This is a genomic window from Streptomyces sp. 840.1 (genome assembly GCF_003751445.1).
Classification (GTDB): domain Bacteria; phylum Actinomycetota; class Actinomycetes; order Streptomycetales; family Streptomycetaceae; genus Streptomyces.
Window position 1 is genome coordinate 3,178,974 of the sequence record NZ_RJUU01000001.1, and the last position, 20,723, is coordinate 3,199,696.

Sequence of the window (20,723 nt, forward strand, 5' to 3'; positions counted from 1 at the left end):
GTTTGCGCAGTCAGGTTATGACCCTCAAGTGGGCCGGAACAGAACACGATTGGGTAATCCATGGCCATTCCACGGGCCTTCTGCGGCTAAGACGCACGCGGCGTCGAACATCCGTGTAACTTGCCGGGTCTAGTGCACGGCACTAGAAGTCCGGGGGCCCGGCGCCAGTGCTACGGGGGTTTGCTCGATGAGCGTGCGGCTGATGGTGGTCGATGACCACCGACTGCTCGCCGAGGCGCTCGCCTCGGCGCTCAAACTACGCGGTCACCGGGTGCTCGCCGCCGCCGCGCCCACCTCGGGAGCGGCGGACCTGGTGGTCGGCCGGGCCCCGGAGGTCTGCCTCTACGGCACCGCCGCGCCCGCCGCCCCGGGCGCCTTCGACCCGATCGTGCGGATCAGGCGCGAGCGCCCGCAGATCGCCGTGGTGGTGCTCGGTCCGGTGCCCAGCCCGCTGGGCATCGCGGCCGCCTTCGCGGCGGGCGCCGCCGGCTACGTCCGCCACGACGAGCGCATCGAGGGCGTCGAGCGGGCCATCGTCAAGGCGCGGGCGGGCGAGGCGGCGGTCGCGCCGCAACTGCTCCAGGGCGCTTTCGCGGAGCTGCTCAACCCGGCGGTCCAGCCGGACGACGAGGGGCAGCGGCTGCTCCAGCTGCTCACCCCGCGCGAGGTCGAGGTCCTGGTCCGGGTCGCGGAGGGCGAGGGCACCCGGCTGATCGCGGCCGGCATGCGGATCGCCCCGAGCACCGCCCGTACCCATGTGCAGCGGGTCCTGATGAAGCTGGGCGTCGGCTCCCGGCTGGAGGCGGCGGCGCTGGCCGCCCGCACCGGGCTGCTGGACCGGGCCGCCGGTACGCGGGAGGGGCCGGACCCCGTCGGCTGACGGTGTCCGGCCCCTCCCGGCGGTGACTGCGCGGCGGCGGATCAGCTGCCGGGCGTGCCCGTGGTGTCCTGGGCCGCGTCCGACGGCGGGACGGGCGCCTGGACCGGCCGCAGCTTCATCCAGACCAGGAAGAACAGCCCCAGCGCCAGCATGGCCAGGCCGGTCCACAGGTTGATGTGGACGCCCTCTGCCTTCTTCAGGTCGGCGTCGGACGGGCTGATTCCCGCGATGGTGACGATGACTCCGTAGACCACGAAGAGACCGCCGATGATCGTCCGGATGTCGAAGAGGCGGGCCGCCGTGGCCGACTTCTTCTCCAGCTCGGAGACTTCCTTGTGCAGTTCGGACATGGTGAGTTACTCCGATCAGAACGAGTAGGGGACGTAGCACAGGGCGGCGAGCACGATCGCGCCCCAGCCCAGCAGGGCCGGCTTGCGGTACCAGGCGTCGTCGCCCTCCGCAGGCGCCTCTTCGAGGCCCGGCGACTCGGTTCCGTATACGAGACCGGCCAGTTCGGCCTCCGGCTTGGGGGCGGTGAACAGCGTGACGACGATCATCACGACCGCACCGGCGACGAACCCGACGATCGCGGAGACGAAGTTGGCGCCCTGGTCGCTCGGGATGTCGATGATGCCCTGCTTGTAGATGACGAAGTAGTTGACCATCGCGGCCGTGGTACCGGCCAGCAGGCCCCAGACACCGGACTTCATCGAGGCGCGCTTCCAGAACATCCCGATGATGAAGACCACGAACAGCGGGACGTTGAAGAAGGAGAACAGCGTCTGGAGGTAGCTCATGATGTTGGAGAAGCTGGCGGCGATGAACGCGGTGCCGATGGAGGCCAGCACCCCGACGACCGTGATCCCCCGGCCGAAGCGCAGGTAGTACGCGTCCGACTGGTCCTTCTTCACGTACCGCGCCCAGATGTCCGTGGTGAACACGGTGTTGAACGAGGAGACGTTGGCGGCCATGCCCGCCATGAACGCGGCCAGCAGACCGGTCACCGCGATGCCGAGGACACCGTTGGGCAGCAGCTCCCGCATCAGCAGCGGGATCGCGTCGTTGTACGTGGTGCCCGAGCCCGCGGTGCCGATGTTCGGCACGATCACGGCGGCGACCAGGCCGGGGATCATCACGAGGAAGACGATGAACATCTTCGGGAACGCGGCGATCAGCGGGGTGCGCTGGGCGGCCGAGAGGTTCTTCGCGGACAGCGCGCGCTGCACCTCGGCGAAGTTCGTCGTCCAGTAGCCGAACGAGAGCACGAAGCCCAGGCCGAGGACGATCGTCAGCCAGTTGGCGCCGAGCGGGTTGGCGTCACCGATGCCGGTGCCGCCCCAGGCGCTCATGAAGTTCGAGCCGTGGCTGGAGGTCAGCGAGTCGCTCAGCCCGTCCCAGCCGCCGACGCGCTTGAGACCCAGGATCGTCAGCGGGATCAGCGCGGCGAGGATGACGAAGAACTGCAGTACCTCGTTGTAGATGGCGGAGGAGAGCCCGCCGATGGTGATGTAGATCAGGACGAAGAGGCCCGCGACGACGATCGCGACCCACTGCGGCCAGCCGAGGAGAGCCTCCACCACGATCGACAGGGCGTACAGGTTGACGCCCGCGATCAGGACCGCCGAGAAGGCGAAGAGTATGGAGCTCAGCAGGTGTGCCGACTTGTCGAAGCGGTGGAGCAGGAACTCCGGTACGGAGCGGACCTTGGACTTGTAGTAGAAGGGCATCATCACGAGGCCCAGGAAGACCATGGCCGGGATGGCGCCGATCCAGTACCAGTGGACGACCGCGACGCCGTACTGAGCGCCGGTTGCCGCCATGCCGAGGATCTCGGTGGCGCCGAGGTTGGCCGCCACGAAGGCCAGACCGGTCACCCATGCGGGCAGTGACCGTCCGGAGAGGAAGAAGTCGAGGCTCGTCTTCACGCTCGCGCGAGCGGCGAAGCCGATGCCGAGAACGACGACGAAGTAGATCGCCAGGATCGTGTAATCGAGCCCGTTCGTGGGGAGCCGGAGCCCGGATGCCAGAGAGTGCATGGGGGGAACTCGCTTCGTTGCGTGTACTGAACCCGAAGGAAACTACGCCCTTGTGTTCAGAAAATGAACAGTTCCATTGAGGTTCTTTGTTTGATTGTGATCGTATGGCCCGGAAACCCGGCCTCAACCCATGGGAACCCCACAGGAACGGGGCGGAACCCGGCGGGAATCGCGCGTAAGTCACGCGAAAGCCGCGCGAGACCCAGATCACATCCGGCCGCACTCGGCGGGCGTCGGCTCATTGACGTGTCTGTTGATTTGTGGTTCATTGTGTTGGGTTATGTTTGGGAGGAGTCTGGTGAAGAAGACGGTTACGACGCTCGCCGACGGCCGGGAGCTGCTCTATTTCGACAGCCGCGACGACGTGGTCAGGGACGCCGTCGACCGGCGGCCGCTCGACGCCGTCGCGACTTCCTCCGAGATCCGCCGGGACCCCCTGCTGGGGGACAGCGTCGCCGTCGCCTCGCACCGTCAGGGCCGCCCGTACCACCCGCCGGCCGACGAGTGCCCGCTCTGCCCCTCCCAGGAGGGACGGCTCAGCGAGATCCCCGACGACCACTACGACGTCGTCGTCTTCGAGAACCGCTTCCCCTCGCTCGCCGGTGACTCCGGCCGCTGCGAGGTCGTCTGCTTCACCTCCGACCACGACTCGTCGTTCGCCGGTCTCAGCGAGGAGCAGGCCGGCCTGGTGCTGGAGGCCTGGACCGACCGCACCGCCGAGTTCGCCGGGCTCGACCAGGTCGAGCAGGTGTTCTGCTTCGAGAACCGGGGCGCCGAGATCGGCGTCACGCTCGGCCACCCGCACGGGCAGATCTACGGCTACCCGTTCGTCACCCCGCGCACCGAGCTGATGCTCCGCTCGATGGAGAAGCACCGAGCGGAGACCGGCGGCAACCTCTTCGACGACCTCGTCGCCCGCGAGCTGACCGACGGCGACCGGATCGTGATCTCCGGCGAGCACTGGGTCGCCTTCGTGCCGTACGCGGCCCACTGGCCCTACGAGGTCCACCTCTACCCGCTGCGCCGCGTCCCCGACCTGCGGGAGCTCGACGACGCCGAGCGCACAGAGTTCGCACAGATCTATCTGGAACTCTTGAGGCGGTTCGACCGGATATTCGGCCCCGGCCGGCCCCCGACGCCCTACATCTCGGCCTGGCACCAGGCACCCTTCGGCATCCCCGACCGGGAGGAGTTCGCGCTCCACCTCGAGCTCTTCACCGTGCGACGGACCACCAGCAAGCTGAAGTTCCTCGCGGGTTCCGAATCCGGCATGAGTGTGTTCATCAACGATGTGCCGCCGGAGGCTGCGGCCGCGCGACTGCGAGAGGTAGCGAGCGAGTGAGTAAGACCCCCAAGAAGTACCTGGTGACCGGCGGCGCGGGATACGTGGGCAGCGTGGTCGCCCAGCACCTGCTGGAGGCCGGGCACACCGTCACCGTCCTCGACGACCTCTCCACCGGATTCCGCGCGGGCGTCCCGGCCGGCGCCGAGTTCGTCGAGGGCCGCGTCCAGGACGCCGCGAAGTGGCTGGACCCCTCCTACGACGGGGTGCTGCACTTCGCCGCGTACTCCCAGGTCGGCGAGTCCGTCGCCGACCCGGAGAAGTACTGGGTCAACAACGTCGGCGGCTCCACCGCCCTGCTCGCCGCCATGCGCGGGGCCGGGGTGCGCACCCTGGTCTTCTCCTCCACCGCCGCCACCTACGGCGAGCCGGTCTCCAGCCCCATCACGGAGACCGACCCCACGGCCCCGACCAGCCCCTACGGCGCCACCAAGCTCGCCGTCGACCACATGATCACCGGCGAGGCGGCCGCCCACGGGCTCGCCGCTGTCTCGCTGCGCTACTTCAACGTGGCCGGGGCCTACGGCAGCTGCGGCGAACGGCACAGCCCCGAGTCCCACCTGATCCCGCTGGTCCTCCAGGTCGCCCTCGGGCAGCGCGAGTCGATCTCCGTGTACGGCGACGACTACCCCACCCCCGACGGCACCTGCGTCCGCGACTACATCCACGTCGCCGACCTGGCCGAGGCGCACCTGCTCGCCCTCGAAGCCGCCACCGCGGGCGAGCACCTGATCTGCAACCTCGGCAACGGCAACGGCTTCTCGGTCCGCGAGGTCATCGAGACGGTCCGTGAGGTCACCGGCCACCCGGTCCCCGAGACCCCGGCCCCGCGCCGCGGCGGCGACCCGGCCGTCCTCGTCGCCTCCGCCGCCACCGCCAGGGAGCGCCTCGGCTGGCAGCCGGTCCGCGCCGACCTGGCCGGAATCGTCTCCGACGCCTGGACGTTCGCCCGCCGAGAGGAGCCCACCGCACCATGACCGACACCGCTGAGCCCACCGTCGCCACCGAGCCGGCCGAGTCATCCGCCGAGCTCACCGCCTCCTTCACCGAGCTGTACGGCACCGCCCCCGAGGGGATCTGGGCCGCCCCCGGCCGGGTCAACCTGATCGGTGAGTACACCGACTTCAACGACGGCTTCGTGATGCCGCTCGCCCTGCCGCACACCGCGCGGGCCGCCGTCGCGCGGCGCACCGACGGTGTGCTGCGGCTGCACTCCACCGATGTGCCGGGCGGCGTCGTCCAGCTCCGCGTCGACGAGCTGGCCCCGCATTCCGGCCACGGCTGGGCCGCCTACCCGGCCGGCGTGCTCTGGGCGCTGCGCGAGGCCGGCCACCCGGTCACCGGCGCCGACATCCAGCTGACCTCCACCGTCCCCACCGGCGCCGGGCTCTCCTCGTCCGCCGCCCTCGAAGTGGTCACCGGCCTCGCCCTGAACGACCTGTTCGGGCTCGGGCTCAGCCACGCCGAACTGGCGGTGCTGGCCCAGCGCGCGGAGAACGCCTTCGTCGGCGTCCCCTGCGGGGTCATGGACCAGATGGCCTCGGCCTGCTGCACCGAGGGCCACGCCCTGCACCTGGACGCCCGCGACCTCACCCAGCGCCAGATCCCCTTCGACCTGGCCGCCCACGGCCTCCAGCTCCTCGTCGTCGACACCCGCGTCAAGCACGCGCTCGGTGACGGCGCCTACGCGGAGCGGCGCGCGGCCTGCGAGGAGGGCGCCCGGCTGCTCGGCATCGGCACGCTGCGCGAGCTCCCGTACGAGGGGCTGGGCGCCGGGCTCGACACGCTGGCCGCCGCCGGCGCGGACGAGGCCGTCGTGCGCTGCGTGCGCCACGTGGTCAGCGACAACCAGCGCGTCGAGCAGGTCATCGCGCTGCTCGACGCGGGTGACGTGCGCGCGGCCGGCCCGGTCCTCACACAGGGCCACGTCTCCCTCCGGGACGATCTGCGGGTCTCCTGCGTGGAGCTGGACCTGGTGGTCGAGGCGGCGAACGCGGCCGGGGCGCTCGGTGCGCGGATGACCGGCGGCGGCTTCGGCGGCTCCGCGATCGTGCTCCTGGAGGAGGCGCAGGCGGACACCGTCACCAAGTCGGTTCAGGAGGCGTTCACTTCGGCGGGTTACGCGGCCCCCCGCGTCTTCCCCGCCGTCCCGTCGGCGGGCGCCCACCGGATCGTCTGATCCGGACGAAAGGCCTTAGCCGAGCCGCTTGGTGAGGGTGAACTCCGTGACGCCCGGCGGGTAGTCCTCGACCCGCCCGGTCACCTCGTAACCCCGCTCCCGGTAGAAGTCCGGAGCCTGGAAGTCCCAGGTCTCCAGCCGGGAGCGGGTGCAGTCCCGGTCGGTGCGGGCCACCCGTTCCGCCTCGGCGAGCAGCCGTGAACCGAGGCCGAGACCCCGGTGCTCCGCGTCGACCCAGAGCAGGTCCACATGGAGCCAGTGCGCCCAGGTCCGCCCGGTCAGCCCGGCGGCGACCTGCCCCCGCTCGTCCAGCGCCCATACCTCCAGCGGGAGTTCGCGCCCGGCGGGACCGGTGCGCAGCGCGCGGATCTCCGCGGAGCCGGCCGTGTTGTCCTCGCGGAGCCGCCTGCTCAGCAACTGACGTCGTTCCCTGTCCACTTCTGTCTCAAAACGGAACATGCACAACACCCTAGGTCTGTCTGAGCCCCCACTTCTGCGAATCGCCTCCCGCTCCGGTCGGCCGCCCGTACGCTGAGGCACAGCACCGGTGGGGGCCGGTGCTGATTCAGGGGTACGAGACAGCCGGGTGCGACACCCGGGTGGGGGGTGGCAGTCGGTGCACGGCGGCGGCCGTGGCACCGCGGTCCGGTTCCCCGTTCCGGGTGTCGCACCCGTGCCTGTCCGTCGCTGACGGGGGGCGCACGCTACGGGGCGCCCCAGAACGCACAGCATGGGGGTGCCTGTGGTCCGTATCCGGGTTCTCGTGGTCGACGACCACCGCATTTTCGCCGAATCGCTCGCCGCGGCGCTCGCTGCCGAACCCGACGTCGACGTCGCGGCGGCGGGCAGCGGCCCGGCCGCCCTGCGCTGCCTGGAGCGCGCGGCCGCCGAGGGGCGCGGGTACGACGTGATGCTGGTCGACGCCGAGCTGGGCATCCTGGCCCCGGCGGGCGGCCGCAGGACCACCGGCCCGGTGGCGGTGCCCGTCCGGGCCGCCGGGGGAGACGGGCAGGCCGACGGCATCTCGCTGGTCGCCGGGGTCCGCGCGAACCGGCCCTCGGTGCGCACGGTGGTGCTCGCGGAGAAGGACGACCCGCGCCGGGCCGCCCTCGCGCTGCAGGCCGGGGCCTGCGGCTGGGTCGCCAAGGACTGTTCGCTGCAGCGGCTGCTGGCGGTCGTCCGGGGGGTGCTGCGCGACGAGACGCATCTGCCTCCCGCGCTGCTCACCGGGGTCCTGCGGGAGCTGCTGGCCGACCGCAAGCACCGCAGCGAGAGCGAGCAGCTCGTCGAGTCGCTGACCCCGCGCGAGCGCGAGGTGCTGCGCTGCATGGTGGCCGGGCTCGGCCGCAAGGCGGTGGCGGAGCGGCTGTTCCTCTCCCCGCACACGGTCCGTACCCACATGCAGAACGTGCTGGGCAAGCTGGGGGTGCACTCGACACTGGCCGCGGTCGCGCTGGCGAGACGGGCGGGCGTGGGCCCGGCCGATCCGATGGCGCCCCAGGAGCCCGGTCCAGGGCCTGTCCAGCAGCTCATGTGACGTTTCCGGCCGGCTGCTCCTCGGTGGCGAGGTCCGCGTCCGTGATGGGCCGGACCACCCGGCAGGGCGTACCGAGCGCGACGCTCATCGCGGGGATGCTGCGGCTGACCACGCTGCCCGCGCCGATCACCGATCCGTAGCCGATCCGGACGCCGGGCAGGACCACGACGTTGCTGCCGATCCACACCTTGTCCTCGATCACGATCGGCTCGGAGAACCGGCCGAAGTCCGCCCGGCGCGCGGGGTGCAGGGGGTGTCCGGTCGTCGTCAGGGTGACGCTCGGGGCGATCATGACGTCGTTGCCGATACGGATGTCGACGTCGTCGATGAACGTCAGGTTCACGTTGCCGAAGAAGCCGTCGCCGATGTGCACGTTGCTGCCGAACGCGGCGTGGAACGGGGCCTGGAGGATGGCACGTTCGCCGACGGAGCCGAGGATCCCGGCGAGGAGCTCGCGGCGCCGCTCCTTCTGGCCGGGGGGCGTGTGGTTGTACGCGAAGATCTCGTCCGCGCGGCGGCGGGGGGCCAGGAAGCCCGCCTCGGACTCGGTGTAGACGAGCCCCTTGGCGATCCGGGCGCGTATCTCGTCGTGGTCGGCGTCAGCCATGGTGCGGTGTTCCCTTCGTCCGGTGTCCCAGCTCGGCGAGCCGGTGAGCGTACTCCTGGGCGATCGCCCCGTTCGGGGCCGCCGTCCTCGCTTCCTCGTACATCGCCGCCGCCTCCCGCGTACGGCCGAGGCGGCGCAGCGCGTCCGCGCGGACGGCGGCCAGGGCGTGGTGGCCGGCCAGTTCCCTCGGCGTACCGAGCGCGTCGACGGCGTCGAGCTGGGCCTGCGGGCCGTCGCGCCCGCCGAGGGCGACGGCCCGGTTGAGGGCGACGACCGGGTTCGTACGCAGGGCGAGGAGGCGGTCGTACAGGGCCACGATCGCCGCCCAGCCCGTCGCGGCGGCGTCCGGGGCGAGGGCGTGCTCGGCGGCGATCGCGGCCTGGAGGGCGTAGGGCCCGCCCGCCGGGAGCGCCTCGCGGGCCAGGGCCGCGCCTTCGCTGATCAGCGCGTGGTCCCACCGCGACCGGTCCTGGTGCTCCAGCGTGACCAGGCCGCCCTCCGCGTCGAGCCGGGTGGCGCGGCGGGAGTGCTGGAGCAGGAGCAGGGCGAGGAGCCCGCGCGCCTCCGGCTCGTCCGGGGCCTCGGCCGTGACCAGCCGGGCCAGCCGGATCGCCTCGTCGGCGAGCCGGTCGCGGGTGGTGCTGCCGTCGCTCGGCGCGTAGCCCTCGGTGAAGATCAGGTAGAGCACCGCGAGGACCCCGCCCAGCCGTTCGGCGCGGTCGCCGGGCGGCGGGACGCGGTACGGGATGCCGGCCGCCGCGATCTTCCGCTTGGCGCGCAGGATGCGCTGCGAGACGGTGTCGTCGCCGGCCAGGAACGCGCGGGCGATCTCGCGTGTGGTGAGCCCGCCGACCGCGCGCAGGGTGAGGGCCACCCGGGCTTCCAGCGGGAGCGCCGGGTGGCAGCAGGTGAAGATGAGCCGCAGCCGCTCGTCGCCGGGCGGCGCCGGTTCGTAACCCTCCTCCAGCGCCGCCGCCTCCACGACCCTGTCGCGCTCCGCCGTGCGGCGGCGCAGTACGTCGACGGCGCGGCGCCGGGCGGTGGTCACCAGCCACGCGCCCGGCGAGCGCGGCACCCCGTCCCGTTCCCAGGCCGGCAGGGCGCGGGCGAACGCGTCCTGCGCGCAGTCCTCGGCCAGCTCCCAGTCGCCGGTGAGGCGGACGAGCGTGCCGAAGACGACGCCCCACTCGGCGCGGTGGGCCGCGGCGAGCGCCGCGCGCACGTCCGCCGCAGCGGTGCGCCCGGCGAGCGTCTCGCCCGCCCCTTCACTCACCCGAAGTCCCTCCAGAACTCGCGCAGTTCCACCACCCCGGTCCGGGCCATCGGGCAGCGCCGGACGTACTCCAGCACCTGTTCGCGGTCGCCGTCGACGAAGGCGAGGCCCGCGACCCACTCCGGCGCCTGCGTGTACGCCCCGTCCGTGATGAGGAGTTCGCCCCCTCGTCGGCGTACGAGCGTGGCGTCCTCGACGGGGCGCAGGTGCTCGCCGCCGAGGTAGCGGCCGGACGCCAGGCCCTCGCGTACCCACTCGGCCACCGCGGCGGGTTCGGGGGTGAAGGGCGGCGCGCCCGGGTCGGTCCGCATGATCGCGAGGAAGCGGGAGGCGGGGGCGTCGCCCTCGTGCGGGAGGTTGTCCGTGCCCGGACCGTGGCCGGCCGGTTCGACCGGGCGGATCTCGATGCGCCCGGCGGTCACCATCGGGTGCGAGGCGGCGACCTCGATCGCCTCGTCCAGGTCCGCGGCCTCCAGGAGGTCGTACCCTGCGATCCACTCGGCCGTCTCGGCGAACGGGCCGTCCGTGACCAGCACGTGGTCCCCGCGGACGCGGACCGTGCGCGTCTCCTCGACCGGCTTGAGCGGCATCCCCTCCAGCCGGACGCCGCGCCCGTTCCACCTCTCGGCCCACGCCTGTGGGTTCTCGTCGGTGCGCTCTCCGTCGGGGTCCGTGGCGATGAACAACACGTACTTCATGACCGTTCTCCTTGCTGCCGTTGCGAACGTCTCATGAAGACGACGAACCGCGTCCGCCGAATCCGACAGCCCGACGGGAAGAGTTCGGGCGACAGCTCCCACTCACCCGGGTCCGCCCGCGCTCTTGACGTGCCCCTGACCGAATGGCTTCATGGATGCGCACCGGTGTGGGAGCGCTCCCACATCGGTGGTCCGCCCTCCTCCTCCCTCATCTGGAGCCGCAGTGAGTACAGCGAGACACACGGCGAAGAGTCCCGTCACCGTCATCCTCACCGTCCTGGCCACCCTGCTCGGTCTCCTCGCGCTGGGCGGCCTCGCTCCGGCGCAGGCGGCCGCCGCAGGCGCCGGCCTGCACATCAGCGACGGCCGCCTGGTCGAGGGCAACGGCGACGACTTCATCATGCGCGGGGTCAATCACGCGCACACCTGGTACCCGGGCGAGACCGGGTCGACGGCCGACATCAAGGCGACCGGCGCCAACACCGTCCGGGTCGTGCTCTCCGACGGCGACCGGTGGAGCAGGAACGGGCCCGACGACGTCGCCGCCGTCATTGCCCGGTGCAGGGCGAACCGGCTCATCTGCGTGCTGGAGGTGCACGACACCACCGGGTACGGGGAGGACTCCGCCGCCGGCACGCTGGACCACGCGGCCGACTACTGGATCGGGCTGAAGGACGTCCTCGCCGGCCAGGAGGACTACGTCGTCATCAACATCGGCAACGAGCCCTGGGGCAACACCGATCCGGCCGGCTGGACCGCCCCCACCACCGCCGCGGTCAAGAAGCTGCGCGCCGCCGGTCTCGCGCACACGATCATGGTGGACGCGCCCAACTGGGGCCAGGACTGGCAGAACGTCATGCGGGACAACGCCCAGGCGGTGTACGACGCCGACCCGGCCGGGAACCTGCTCTTCTCGATCCACATGTACAGCGTCTACAACACCGCCCAGAAGGTCACCGACTACCTGAACGCCTTCGTGGACGCCGGACTGCCCCTGGTCATCGGCGAGTTCGGCGGACCGGCCGACCAGTACGGCGACCCGGACGAGGACACCATGATGTCCGAGGCCCAGCGGCTCGGGCTCGGCTGGATCGCCTGGTCGTGGAGCGGCAACACCGACCCGGTCCTCGACCTGGCCGTCGGCTTCGACCCGGCGCGGCTCAGCCCCTGGGGCGAGCGCGTCCTCCACGGCGCCGACGGCATCGCGCAGACGTCCCGCGAGGCCGCGGTCTACGGCGGTGCCCCGTCGGACACCGAGGCCCCGACGGCTCCCGGCGCCCCGGCCGCCTCCGCCGTCACCGACACCTCGGCCACCCTGACGTGGGCCGCGTCCTCGGACAACGTGGCCGTCGCCGGCTACGACGTCGTCCGGGTCGACGGCGCCACGGAGACCGCGGCCGCCTCGTCGGCCACCGGGAGCGTCACCGTCACGGGCCTGAGCGCCGGCACCGCGTACTCCTTCGCGGTCTACGCGCGGGACGCGGCCGGCAACCGCTCGGCGCGGTCGGCCGCCGTGGGCCTCACCACGGACTCGGGCTCCACCGCACCGGCCGGCACGTGCTCGGTCGGCTACGAGGTGGTCGGCGAGTGGCAGGGCGGCTTCCAGGGCGAGATCACCATCCGCAACACCGGCACCGCCGCCATCGACGGCTGGACGCTCGGCTTCGCCTTCGCCGACGGCCAGACGATCAGCAACATGTGGGGCGGTACGCCCCGGCAGACGGGCGGCTCGGTGAGCGTCACGCCGGCCTCGTACACCTCTGCGATCGCTCCGAACGGCACGGTGACCGTGGGCTTCACCGGTAACCGGGGCGGCACGAACACGCCCCCGGCCGCGTTCACCCTCAGCGGCGCGGCCTGCGCTGCCGCGTGACACGGCGCCGGCCGGCGGGGGCTGGCGCCCCGGCCGGCCGGTGGGTGGTTCTCAGCCGGGGATGTTGTCGAAAGGGGCGGTCAACTGCCGCAGCAGCCCGGCCAGTTCGCCGCGCTGGTGGCGGGAGAGCTCGCCGAGGATGGCGCGCTCCTGGGCGAGCAGGCCGGCCAGTGACTGGTCGGCCTTGTCGCGGCCCTCGGCGGTGAGCCGGACCAGTACCCCACGGCGGTCGCTGGGGTCGGGGAGCCGCTCGACGAGGTTCTTCTTGGTCAGCCGGTCGATACGGTTGGTCATCGTGCCCGAGGTGACCAGGGTCTGGGTGAGCAGCTGGCCGGGGGAGAGCTGGTAAGGATCGCCGGCGCGGCGCAGCGACGTGAGGACGTCGAACTCCCACGGCTCCAGGCTGTGCTCGGAGAAGGCGATCCTGCGGGCCCGGTCGAGGTGGCGGGCCAGCCGGGAGACGCGACTGAGGACCTCGAGTGGTTCCACGTCGAGGTCGGGGCGCTCTCGGCGCCATGCAGCGACCAGCCGGTCGACCTCGTCCTCCATGTGGATCAGTGTAGAGGGTCTGTCGACATGAAGTCTCTTGAATTCGAGTCTCTTGAGCGCGAGTGTCTTGACATCAAGATACTTTCGGGATGATCCTGGTCCCCATGACCGCACCGATCTGGGATCCGCAGCAGTATCTGCGCCACGCGGACCACCGCACCCGCCCCTTCCACGATCTGCTGGCCCGCGTCCCCCCGCTCCCGGGCGCACCCGCCCACCGGATCGCCGACCTCGGCTGCGGAGCCGGCAACGTCACCGCCCTGCTGGCCGAACGCTGGCCCGGGGCCCGGATCACCGGCTACGACAACTCCCCGCAGATGCTGGAGCGGGCCCGAGCCCACGCCACCGGCCTGCTGGACTTCGCCGAGGCCGACGCCTCGGTCTGGACCCCCGCAGAGCCGTACGACCTCATCGTCTCCAACGCCCTGCTCCAGTGGGTGCCCCGGCACGCCGACCGCTTCCCGGTCTGGCTGGACGGCCTCGCTCCCGGCGGCACCCTCGCCCTCCAGGTCCCCGGCAACTTCGAGCAGCCCAGCCACGTCCTGATGCGCGAACTGGCCGGCTCCCCGCGCTGGCGCTCCCGGCTGGGCGGCCTGCTGCGCCACGCCGACGCCGTGCTGAGCCCGGCCGGCTACCTGGACCGGCTCACCGGCCCCGGCCGCACCGCCGACGTCTGGGAGACCACCTATCTGCACCTGCTGCCCGGCGAGGACGCCGTCCTGGACTGGGTGAAGGGCACCGGCCTGCGCCCCGTCCTCACCGCCCTCGCCGATGACGAGGAGGCACAGAGCGCGTTCCTCGCCGAGTACCGCGACCTGCTGCGCAGCGCGTACCCGGCGGGCCCGCACGGCACCGTCTTCCCGTTCCGCCGCATCTTCGCCGTCACCCACCGGGAGAACCGGTGATCGCTGCGCCCGCCCACCCGGAGACCGGCTGAAAGCCCGGGAACGGGCACGGGGGGACGCGGAAGCGCCCCGCCCCCGGGGGGGCCGGGGACGGGGCGCTTCGGTGTCTGTCGTGCGGCCGGTGCCCGTCGTGCGGACCGGGCGGGAGGCTCAGTACAGGTTGTTGTAGATGTCCCAGCCGTAGCCGATCTTGACCCGCTTGGCGATCGTCCCGGTGCCGGTGGCCATGTAGAGGTACACGTCGCCCTTGCCGTCGACGCCGATCAGGTCGGCCTTGCCGTCACCGTTGAGGTCGCCCGGCGCGACCAGCTTCTTGTAGGTGTTGAAGCCGGTGCCGATCTTGACCTGCGCCTTGAAGGGCTTGGCGGCCGAGCCGGTGCCCTTGTACAGGTAGAGCGTGCCGTCCGACTTGCGGGCCACCATGTCGGCCAGGCCGTCGCCGCTGACGTCGCCGGCGCCGATGATCGTGTACGACTTGTAGCCGTAGCCGATCTTGATCTTGGAGATGAAGCCGGTGCCCGCGCCGGTGCCCTGGTAGAGGTGCAGGTCGCCGGCGGTGTTGCGGGCGATCAGGTCGCCCTTGCCGTCGCCGCTCAGGTCGCCGGGGCCGATGAGGGTGTTGTAGGAGCTCCAGCCGCTGCTGAGGCGCGAGCCCTCGTTGTAGAGGGTGCCCTTGTAGTTCTCCAGCAGGTCCGCGTAGCCGTCGTTGTCGAGCGACGAAGGGAAGCCGATGCTGGCGCCGGCCCAGCCGCCGCTGTCACTGGCCTTGATGCGGGCGCTGAGCTTGCCGTTGTTCTTCGCGTAGTACCAGTAGAGCGTGCCGCCCGTGGTGCGGGCCATCAGCTCGTTCTTGCCGAAGTCCGGGTTGCCGCCCTGGCCGGTGAAGAGCGACACGGTGTTCCAGCCGGTGCCGATCTGGGTCCGCTTGAGGAAGGTGCCCTTGCCGGTGGCGTCGTAGGCGTACAGCGTGCCGCCCGGCGTACGGGCCATCAGGTCGCCGAGCCCGTCGCCGGTGGCGTCGTCGGTCGCGATGATCTGGTTGTACGTGTCGAAGCCGTCGGTGACCTTGACGCGTGCCCTGTACGGCGCCGAGGCGCTTCCGGTGCCCGCGTAGTAGTACAGGGCGCCGGCGGGCGTACGGGCGTAGAGGTCGCCGGTCCCGTCACCGTTCACGTCGTTCGCGCCGACGATCTGGTCGTAGGAGCCCCAGCCGTAGCCCACCTTGAGGCCGGCCTTGAAGGGGGTGCCGGTGGCGCTCCCGGTGCCCGCGTACAGGTAGATGTCGCCGGACGGGGTGCGGGCGAGCAGGTCGCCCCGGCCGTCGCCGGTCAGGTCGCCGGCGGAGAGGATCTTGTTGAACCGCTGCCAGCCGGTGCCGGACCAGACGGTGGAGCCGGCGCCGGCGGCGCTCCGCACCCGGTGGAGCGAGAGCTTGCCGGTGGCCGACAGGGTGAGCAGCTCGGGGCTGCCGTCGCCGTTCAGGTCGCCCGGCGTGATGACGTCCTTGAACTTCTCGTTCGGGTCGGCGGGGTTCAGGGCGAACTCGCGGGTGTTCCCGCCGTTCGTCGGAACGACGTAGTACTTGTCGTCGATCGCGCGGTAGAGGGTGTCGCTGTAGCCGTCGCCGTCCACGTCGAAACGCGGCCCGGCGGGTACGGCCGCGGCCTTGGCACCCGGTGCGGCAAAGGCCGGTGACTTCTTCTTGGCCGGGTGCTTCGGCAGTGTCAGCGAGGGCTGTACGTCGACGGCCGGCACGCGGGGCCCGGTGGCGCGGTGCGGCGCGGGCGACAGGTCATCGGCCGAGGCGGGAGCGGCCAGCAGCATGCCGGCCGAGAGAACGATGGCGGTGCAGGTCGCGATCCGCCGCGCGCGCTTCGAGCGCGCGGGCACGGCACGACCGGGTTCCACAGAAGACAAAGCCCCCCCAGGGGTACGTGGTGGAACCGGGAGAAACGACTTCACAGGTGCATCACACGCAGGGCGAAGTGTTCCCGGGACAGCCACAGACTCTACAACCGTGGTCCCGGGGTCTGAAGTGGTTTAGCAATGGATCAAGATTTCGGCCGGGACACCACAGCCGGCCTGCGGCGTCAGTTCTTGCGGTGGCCGATCAGCCGAGGCTTCGACTCCAGGTTCTCCAGCCCGTGCCAGGCCAGATTCACCAGATGCGCCGCCACCTCGGCCTTCTTCGGCTTGCGGGCGTTCACCCACCACTGGCCCGTCAGCGCCACCATGCCGACCAGCGCCTGCGCGTACAGCGGGGCCAGCTTCGGATCGAAGCCCCGGGCCTTGAACTCCAGCCCCAGGATGTCCTCCACCTGGGTGGCGATGTCGCTGATGAGCGAGGCGAACGTGCCGGTCGACTGGGCGACCGGCGAATCGCGCACCAGGATCCGGAACCCGTCCGTGTAGGTCTCGATGTAGTCCAGCAGCGCGAACGCCGCCTGCTCCAGCAGCTCACGCGGGTGCCCGGCCGTCAGCGCACTGGTCACCATGTCCAGGAGCTGGCGCATCTCCCGGTCCACCACCACCGCGTACAGCCCCTCCTTGCCGCCGAAGTGTTCGTAGACCACCGGTTTGGAGACCCCGGCACGGGCCGCGATCTCCTCCACCGAAGTGCCCTCGAAACCCTTGTCGGCGAAGAGGGTGCGACCGATGTCCAGCAGTTGCTCGCGGCGTTCCTTGCCCGTCATCCGCACCCGGCGGGCCCGCCGGGTGGAGGGTGCGCGGGATTTCTCGCTGCCTGTGCTTCCGTCGGTCGCCACATCGTCAATCATGCCGCGTCGGCCTCCGCCGGGTGGCGCCGGGACTCGATACGGGCGGAGTCGGGCCAGCGCACATCTGTGGCCCAGCCCAGCTTCTCGAACCAGCGGATCAGCCGCGCACTCGAATCGATCTGACCCTTCATCACGCCGTGGCGGGCGCTCGTCGGGTCCGCGTGGTGCAGGTTGTGCCAGGACTCGCCGCAGGAGAGGACCGCCAGCCACCAGACGTTGCCGGACTTGTCACGGGACTTGAACGGACGCTTGCCGACCGCGTGGCAGATCGAGTTGATCGACCACGTCACGTGGTGCAGCAGCGCGACCCGGACCAGGGAGCCCCAGAAGAACGCCGTCGCCGCACCCCACCACGACATCGTGACCAGCCCGCCGACCAGCGGCGGGATCGCCAGCGACACGATCGTGAAGGACAGGAAGTGCCGGGAGATCCCACGGATGGCGGGGTCCCTGATCAGGTCGGGCGCGTACTTCTGCTGCGGCGTCCGCTCCTCGTCGAACATCCAGGCGATATGCGCCCACCACAGGCCCTTCATCAGGGCCGGCAGCGTCTCACCGAAACGCCACGGGGAGTGCGGATCGCCCTCGGCGTCCGAGTAGCGGTGGTGCTTGCGGTGATCGGCCACCCAGCGCACCAGGGGACCCTCCACCGCGAGGGAGCCGGCCACGGCCAGGGCGATACGGAGCGGACGCTTCGCCTTGAACGAGCCATGGGTGAAGTAGCGGTGGAAGCCGATCGTGATGCCGTGGCAGCCGATGAAGTACATCGCCACCAGCAGACCCAGATCGAGCCAGCTGACACCGCGGCCCCAGGCCAGCGGCACCGCCGCGGCCAGAGCCAGGAAGGGCACGACGATGAACGCCAGGAGCGCGAACTGCTCGATCGACCGCTTGTTGTCCCCGCCGAGCGTGGCGGAGGAAGGACTGTCGGCCGCCGGAGCGGCCTCGATCACATCGGGGCTGGTCTTCATGGGGAGTCCCCTGTGGGGTGAGAACGCTAGGGAAAGCCTTGGCTACGCATCCGTAACCTACGGCGTCGTAAGTATGGCAGTGCGGAGCCCCGCCACAAGAGGGAGCGGCCGACCCGGCACGGTGTGGCGCCATACGGGGTAGGGGACACACCGCGTACCCCGGAGGCACCCGCGGCCCACGGCGGACACCTTTCGGGGCGCGAACAGCGCCGAAAGCACGGACACCTATCCTGGAGAGGTCGGACAGCGCGGTCCGCACTCTGCTTTCCCGGGGGTGGCGTGGCACCCGCTGCCAGCCGCGGGCCCCGGATCCCGTGCTCAACCACTGCAAGGAGCCGCACACTGTGAGCAGTGCCGACCAGACCCCTGCCGCCAGCCCCGAGCTGCGCGCCGACGTCCGCCGCCTCGGCGACCTGCTGGGCGAGACCCTCGTACGACAAGAGGGCCCTGAGCTTCTCGACCTCGTCGAACGGGTCCGCGCCCTGACCCGCACCGACGGCGAAGCCGCAGCCGAACTCCTCGGCGACACGGACCTGGAGACCGCCGCGCAGCTCGTGCGCGCCTTCTCCACCTACTTCCACCTCGCCAACGTGACCGAGCAGGTCCACCGCGCCCACGAGATGCGCGACCGGCGCGCCGCCGAGGGCGGGCTCCTCGCCCGCACCGCCGACCGGCTCAAGGACGCCGACCCGGAGCACCTGCGGGCCACCGTCAAGAACCTCAACGTACGGCCCGTCTTCACCGCGCACCCCACCGAGGCCGCGCGGCGCTCCGTACTGAACAAGCTCCGCCGCATCGCCGCACTGCTGGAGACCCCGGTCATCGAGGCCGACCGGCGCCGCCAGGACATCCGGCTCGCCGAGAACATCGACCTCATCTGGCAGACCGACGAGCTCCGCGTCGTGCGCCCCGAGCCCGCCGACGAAGCCCGCAACGCCATCTACTACCTCGACGAACTCCACGCCAACGCCGTGGGTGACGTCCTGGAGGACCTGGCCGCCGAACTGGAGCGCGTCGGCGTCGAACTGCCCGCCGGCACCCGCCCCCTCACCTTCGGCACCTGGATCGGCGGCGACCGCGACGGCAACCCCAACGTGACGCCCGCCGTCACCTGGGACGTGCTGATCCTCCAGCACGAGCACGGCATCACCGACGCCCTCGAACTGGTCGACCAGCTGCGCGGACTGCTCTCCAACTCGATCCGCTACACCGGAGCCACCGACGAGCTCCTCAGCTCCCTCCAGGCCGACCTGGAACGCCTCCCCGAGATCAGCCCCCGCTACAAGCGGCTGAACGCCGAGGAGCCCTACCGCCTCAAGGCCACCTGCATCCGGCAGAAGCTCGTCAACACCCGCGAGCGCCTCGCCTCCGGCACCCCGCACCGCCCCGGCTGCGACTACCTCGGCACCGCCGAGCTCATCGCCGACCTGGCCCTCATCCAGACCTCGCTGCGCGAGCACCGCGGCGGCATCGTGGCCGACGGGCGGATGGACCGCACCATCCGCACGCTGTCCGCCTTCGGCCTCCAGCTCGCCACCATGGACGTACGCGAGCACGCCGACGCCCACCACCACGCGCTCGGACAGCTCTTCGACCGCCTGGGCGAGGAGTCCTGGCGCTACGCCGACATGCCGCGCGACTACCGGCAGAAGCTCCTCGCCAAGGAGCTCCGCTCCCGCCGGCCGCTCGCCCCGACCCCGGCCCCGCTCGACGCCGCCGGCGAGAAGACCCTCGGCGTCTTCCACACCATCAGCCAGGCCTTCGAGCGCTTCGGCCCCGAAGTCATCGAGTCCTACATCATCTCGATGTGCCAGGGCGCCGACGACGTCTTCGCCGCCGCCGTCCTCGCCCGCGAGGCAGGCCTGCTCGACCTGCACAGCGGCTGGGCCAAGATCGGCATCGTCCCCCTCCTGGAGACCACCGACGAGCTCAAGGCCGCCGACGTCATCCTCGACGAGATGCTCGCCGACCCCTCCTACCGACGCCTCGTCTCACTGCGCGGCGACGTCCAGGAGGTCATGCTCGGCTACTCCGACTCCTCCAAGTTCGGCGGCATCACCACCTCGCAGTGGGAGATCCACCGCGCCCAGCGCCGGCTGCGCGACGTCGCCCACCGCTACGGCGTACGGCTGCGCCTCTTCCACGGCCGGGGCGGCACCGTCGGCCGGGGCGGCGGCCCCTCGCACGACGCGATCCTCGCGCAGCCCTGGGGCACGCTGGAGGGCGAGATCAAGGTGACCGAGCAGGGCGAGGTCATCTCCGACAAGTACCTCATCCCCGCGCTCGCCCGCGAGAACCTGGAACTGACCGTCGCGGCCACCCTCCAGGCCTCCGCCCTGCACACCGCACCCCGCCAGTCCGACGAGGCCCTGGCCCGCTGGGACGCGGCCATGGACACCGTCTCCGACGCGGCGCACAACGCCTACCGCAAGCTCGTCGAGGACCCGGACCTGCCCGCGTACTTCCTGGCCTCCACCCCCGTCGACCAGCTCGCCGACCTGCACCTGGGCTCGCGTCCCTCGCGCCGCCCCGGCTCGGGCGTCTCGCTCGACGGCCTGCGCGCCATCCCGTGGGTGTTCGGCTGGACCCAGTCCCGCCAGATCGTCCCCGGCTGGTACGGCGTCGGCTCCGGCCTCAAGGCGCTGCGCGAGGCGGGCCTGGACACCGTCCTGGACGAGATGCACGAACAGTGGCACTTCTTCCAGAACTTCCTCTCCAACGTCGAGATGACCCTGGCCAAGACCGACCTGCGCATCGCCCGCCACTACGTCGACACGCTCGTCCCCGACGAGCTCAAGCACGTGTTCGCCGAGATCGAGGCCGAACACGCGCTGACCGTCAGCGAAGTCCTCAAGATCACCGGCAACACGGAACTGCTCGGCACCAGCCCGGTGCTCCAGCAGACCTTCGCCATCCGTGACGCCTACCTGGACCCGATCTCCTACCTCCAGGTGTCCCTGCTGGCCCGCCAGCGCCAGGCCGTCGAACGCGGCGAGGAGCCCGACCCGCTGCTCGCCCGCGCCCTGCTGCTCACCGTCAACGGGGTTGCCGCCGGACTGCGCAACACCGGCTGATCACAGCCGCCGCGGGTGCGGT

At 71.3% G+C, this 20,723-nt stretch carries 18 protein-coding genes; 8 read left to right on the top strand and 10 right to left on the bottom strand.

Translation table 11 applies throughout. From position 1 onward, the window contains the following. Positions 1–187: 187 nt before the first annotated feature. Entirely contained in the window at positions 188–880 is a 693-nt protein-coding gene (locus EDD93_RS14600) for a LuxR C-terminal-related transcriptional regulator (RefSeq protein ID WP_123525557.1), read from the top strand. A 41-nt stretch (positions 881–921) separates the two neighbouring features. Here the strand turns inward: EDD93_RS14600 and EDD93_RS14605 are convergent, their stop codons facing one another. Both EDD93_RS14605 and EDD93_RS14610 read right to left on the bottom strand, forming a co-directional pair. Further along, the gene (locus EDD93_RS14605) at positions 922–1,230 is read right to left on the bottom strand and encodes a hypothetical protein (RefSeq protein ID WP_123525558.1); all 309 of its coding nucleotides are present in this window, start codon (positions 1,228–1,230) and stop codon (positions 922–924) included. A gap of 15 nt (positions 1,231–1,245) precedes the next feature. Further along, complete coding sequence (locus EDD93_RS14610; protein WP_123525559.1) at positions 1,246–2,916, bottom strand: sodium:solute symporter family protein; 1,671 nt, start codon at positions 2,914–2,916, stop codon at positions 1,246–1,248. Positions 2,917–3,214: 298 nt separating this feature from the next. Here EDD93_RS14610 and galT point away from each other — a divergent pair, with 298 nt between their 5' ends. From galT to galK, 3 genes are read left to right on the top strand one after another with little or no spacing between them, the layout of a single operon-like run. Then, a complete protein-coding gene (gene galT / locus EDD93_RS14615; RefSeq protein ID WP_123525560.1) occupies positions 3,215–4,258 on the top strand; it encodes a galactose-1-phosphate uridylyltransferase in 1,044 nt (347 codons plus the stop codon). After that, the gene (gene galE, locus EDD93_RS14620) at positions 4,255–5,235 is read left to right on the top strand and encodes a UDP-glucose 4-epimerase GalE (protein ID WP_123525561.1); all 981 of its coding nucleotides are present in this window, start codon (positions 4,255–4,257) and stop codon (positions 5,233–5,235) included. Before galT ends, galE begins: the two co-directional genes overlap by 4 nt. Beyond that, positions 5,232–6,437, top strand: a complete 1,206-nt coding sequence (galK, locus tag EDD93_RS14625; protein ID WP_123525562.1) for a galactokinase — start codon at positions 5,232–5,234, stop codon at positions 6,435–6,437. Before galE ends, galK begins: the two co-directional genes overlap by 4 nt. Before the next feature lie 15 nt (positions 6,438–6,452). On the opposite strand, the gene EDD93_RS14630 is transcribed toward galK, so the two are convergent. Next, complete coding sequence (locus tag EDD93_RS14630; protein WP_123525563.1) at positions 6,453–6,896, bottom strand: N-acetyltransferase; 444 nt, start codon at positions 6,894–6,896, stop codon at positions 6,453–6,455. A 283-nt stretch (positions 6,897–7,179) separates the two neighbouring features. Here EDD93_RS14630 and EDD93_RS14635 point away from each other — a divergent pair, with 283 nt between their 5' ends. Then, on the top strand, positions 7,180–7,974 hold the full coding sequence (locus EDD93_RS14635; protein ID WP_123525564.1) for a response regulator transcription factor: 795 nt from the start codon (positions 7,180–7,182) through the stop codon (positions 7,972–7,974). On the opposite strand, the gene EDD93_RS14640 is transcribed toward EDD93_RS14635, so the two are convergent. Genes EDD93_RS14640 through EDD93_RS14650 form a run of 3 tightly spaced genes read right to left on the bottom strand, consistent with a single transcriptional unit; the run spans position 7,967 to position 10,552 of the window. Further along, positions 7,967–8,581 carry a sugar O-acetyltransferase gene (locus EDD93_RS14640; RefSeq protein WP_123525565.1) on the bottom strand — a complete coding sequence of 205 codons (615 nt, stop codon included), beginning with the start codon at positions 8,579–8,581 and terminating at the stop codon, positions 7,967–7,969. The genes EDD93_RS14635 and EDD93_RS14640 overlap by 8 nt on opposite strands. Further along, complete coding sequence (locus tag EDD93_RS14645; protein WP_260255737.1) at positions 8,574–9,854, bottom strand: RNA polymerase sigma factor; 1,281 nt, start codon at positions 9,852–9,854, stop codon at positions 8,574–8,576. The genes EDD93_RS14640 and EDD93_RS14645 overlap by 8 nt, the downstream gene beginning before the upstream one ends. Then, complete coding sequence (locus tag EDD93_RS14650; protein WP_123525566.1) at positions 9,851–10,552, bottom strand: YciI family protein; 702 nt, start codon at positions 10,550–10,552, stop codon at positions 9,851–9,853. Before EDD93_RS14650 ends, EDD93_RS14645 begins: the two co-directional genes overlap by 4 nt. A gap of 223 nt (positions 10,553–10,775) precedes the next feature. Here EDD93_RS14650 and EDD93_RS14655 point away from each other — a divergent pair, with 223 nt between their 5' ends. Beyond that, positions 10,776–12,425 (top strand): cellulase family glycosylhydrolase, encoded by a 1,650-nt coding sequence (locus EDD93_RS14655; protein ID WP_123525567.1) that lies wholly within the window; start codon positions 10,776–10,778, stop codon positions 12,423–12,425. Between the two features lie 51 nt (positions 12,426–12,476). Here EDD93_RS14655 and EDD93_RS14660 read toward each other — a convergent pair whose 3' ends face one another. Further along, complete coding sequence (locus tag EDD93_RS14660; protein ID WP_123459812.1) at positions 12,477–12,974, bottom strand: MarR family winged helix-turn-helix transcriptional regulator; 498 nt, start codon at positions 12,972–12,974, stop codon at positions 12,477–12,479. A gap of 104 nt (positions 12,975–13,078) precedes the next feature. On the opposite strand from EDD93_RS14660, the gene EDD93_RS14665 reads away from it, so the two are divergent. Next, positions 13,079–13,879, top strand: a complete 801-nt coding sequence (locus tag EDD93_RS14665; RefSeq protein WP_123527774.1) for a trans-aconitate 2-methyltransferase — start codon at positions 13,079–13,081, stop codon at positions 13,877–13,879. Between the two features lie 150 nt (positions 13,880–14,029). Here EDD93_RS14665 and EDD93_RS14670 read toward each other — a convergent pair whose 3' ends face one another. The 3 genes from EDD93_RS14670 to EDD93_RS14680 form a co-directional block, all read right to left on the bottom strand. Continuing rightward, on the bottom strand, positions 14,030–15,769 hold the full coding sequence (locus EDD93_RS14670; RefSeq protein WP_123525568.1) for an FG-GAP-like repeat-containing protein: 1,740 nt from the start codon (positions 15,767–15,769) through the stop codon (positions 14,030–14,032). Positions 15,770–15,969: 200 nt separating this feature from the next. After that, a complete protein-coding gene (locus EDD93_RS14675) occupies positions 15,970–16,656 on the bottom strand; it encodes a TetR/AcrR family transcriptional regulator (RefSeq protein WP_123525569.1) in 687 nt (228 codons plus the stop codon). Next, positions 16,653–17,627, bottom strand: a complete 975-nt coding sequence (locus tag EDD93_RS14680) for a fatty acid desaturase (RefSeq protein WP_123525570.1) — start codon at positions 17,625–17,627, stop codon at positions 16,653–16,655. The genes EDD93_RS14675 and EDD93_RS14680 overlap by 4 nt, the downstream gene beginning before the upstream one ends. A 344-nt stretch (positions 17,628–17,971) precedes the next feature. On the opposite strand from EDD93_RS14680, the gene ppc reads away from it, so the two are divergent. Beyond that, positions 17,972–20,701, top strand: coding sequence for a phosphoenolpyruvate carboxylase (ppc, locus tag EDD93_RS14685; protein WP_123525571.1), 2,730 nt, complete (start codon positions 17,972–17,974; stop codon positions 20,699–20,701). Positions 20,702–20,723 lie beyond the last annotated feature (22 nt).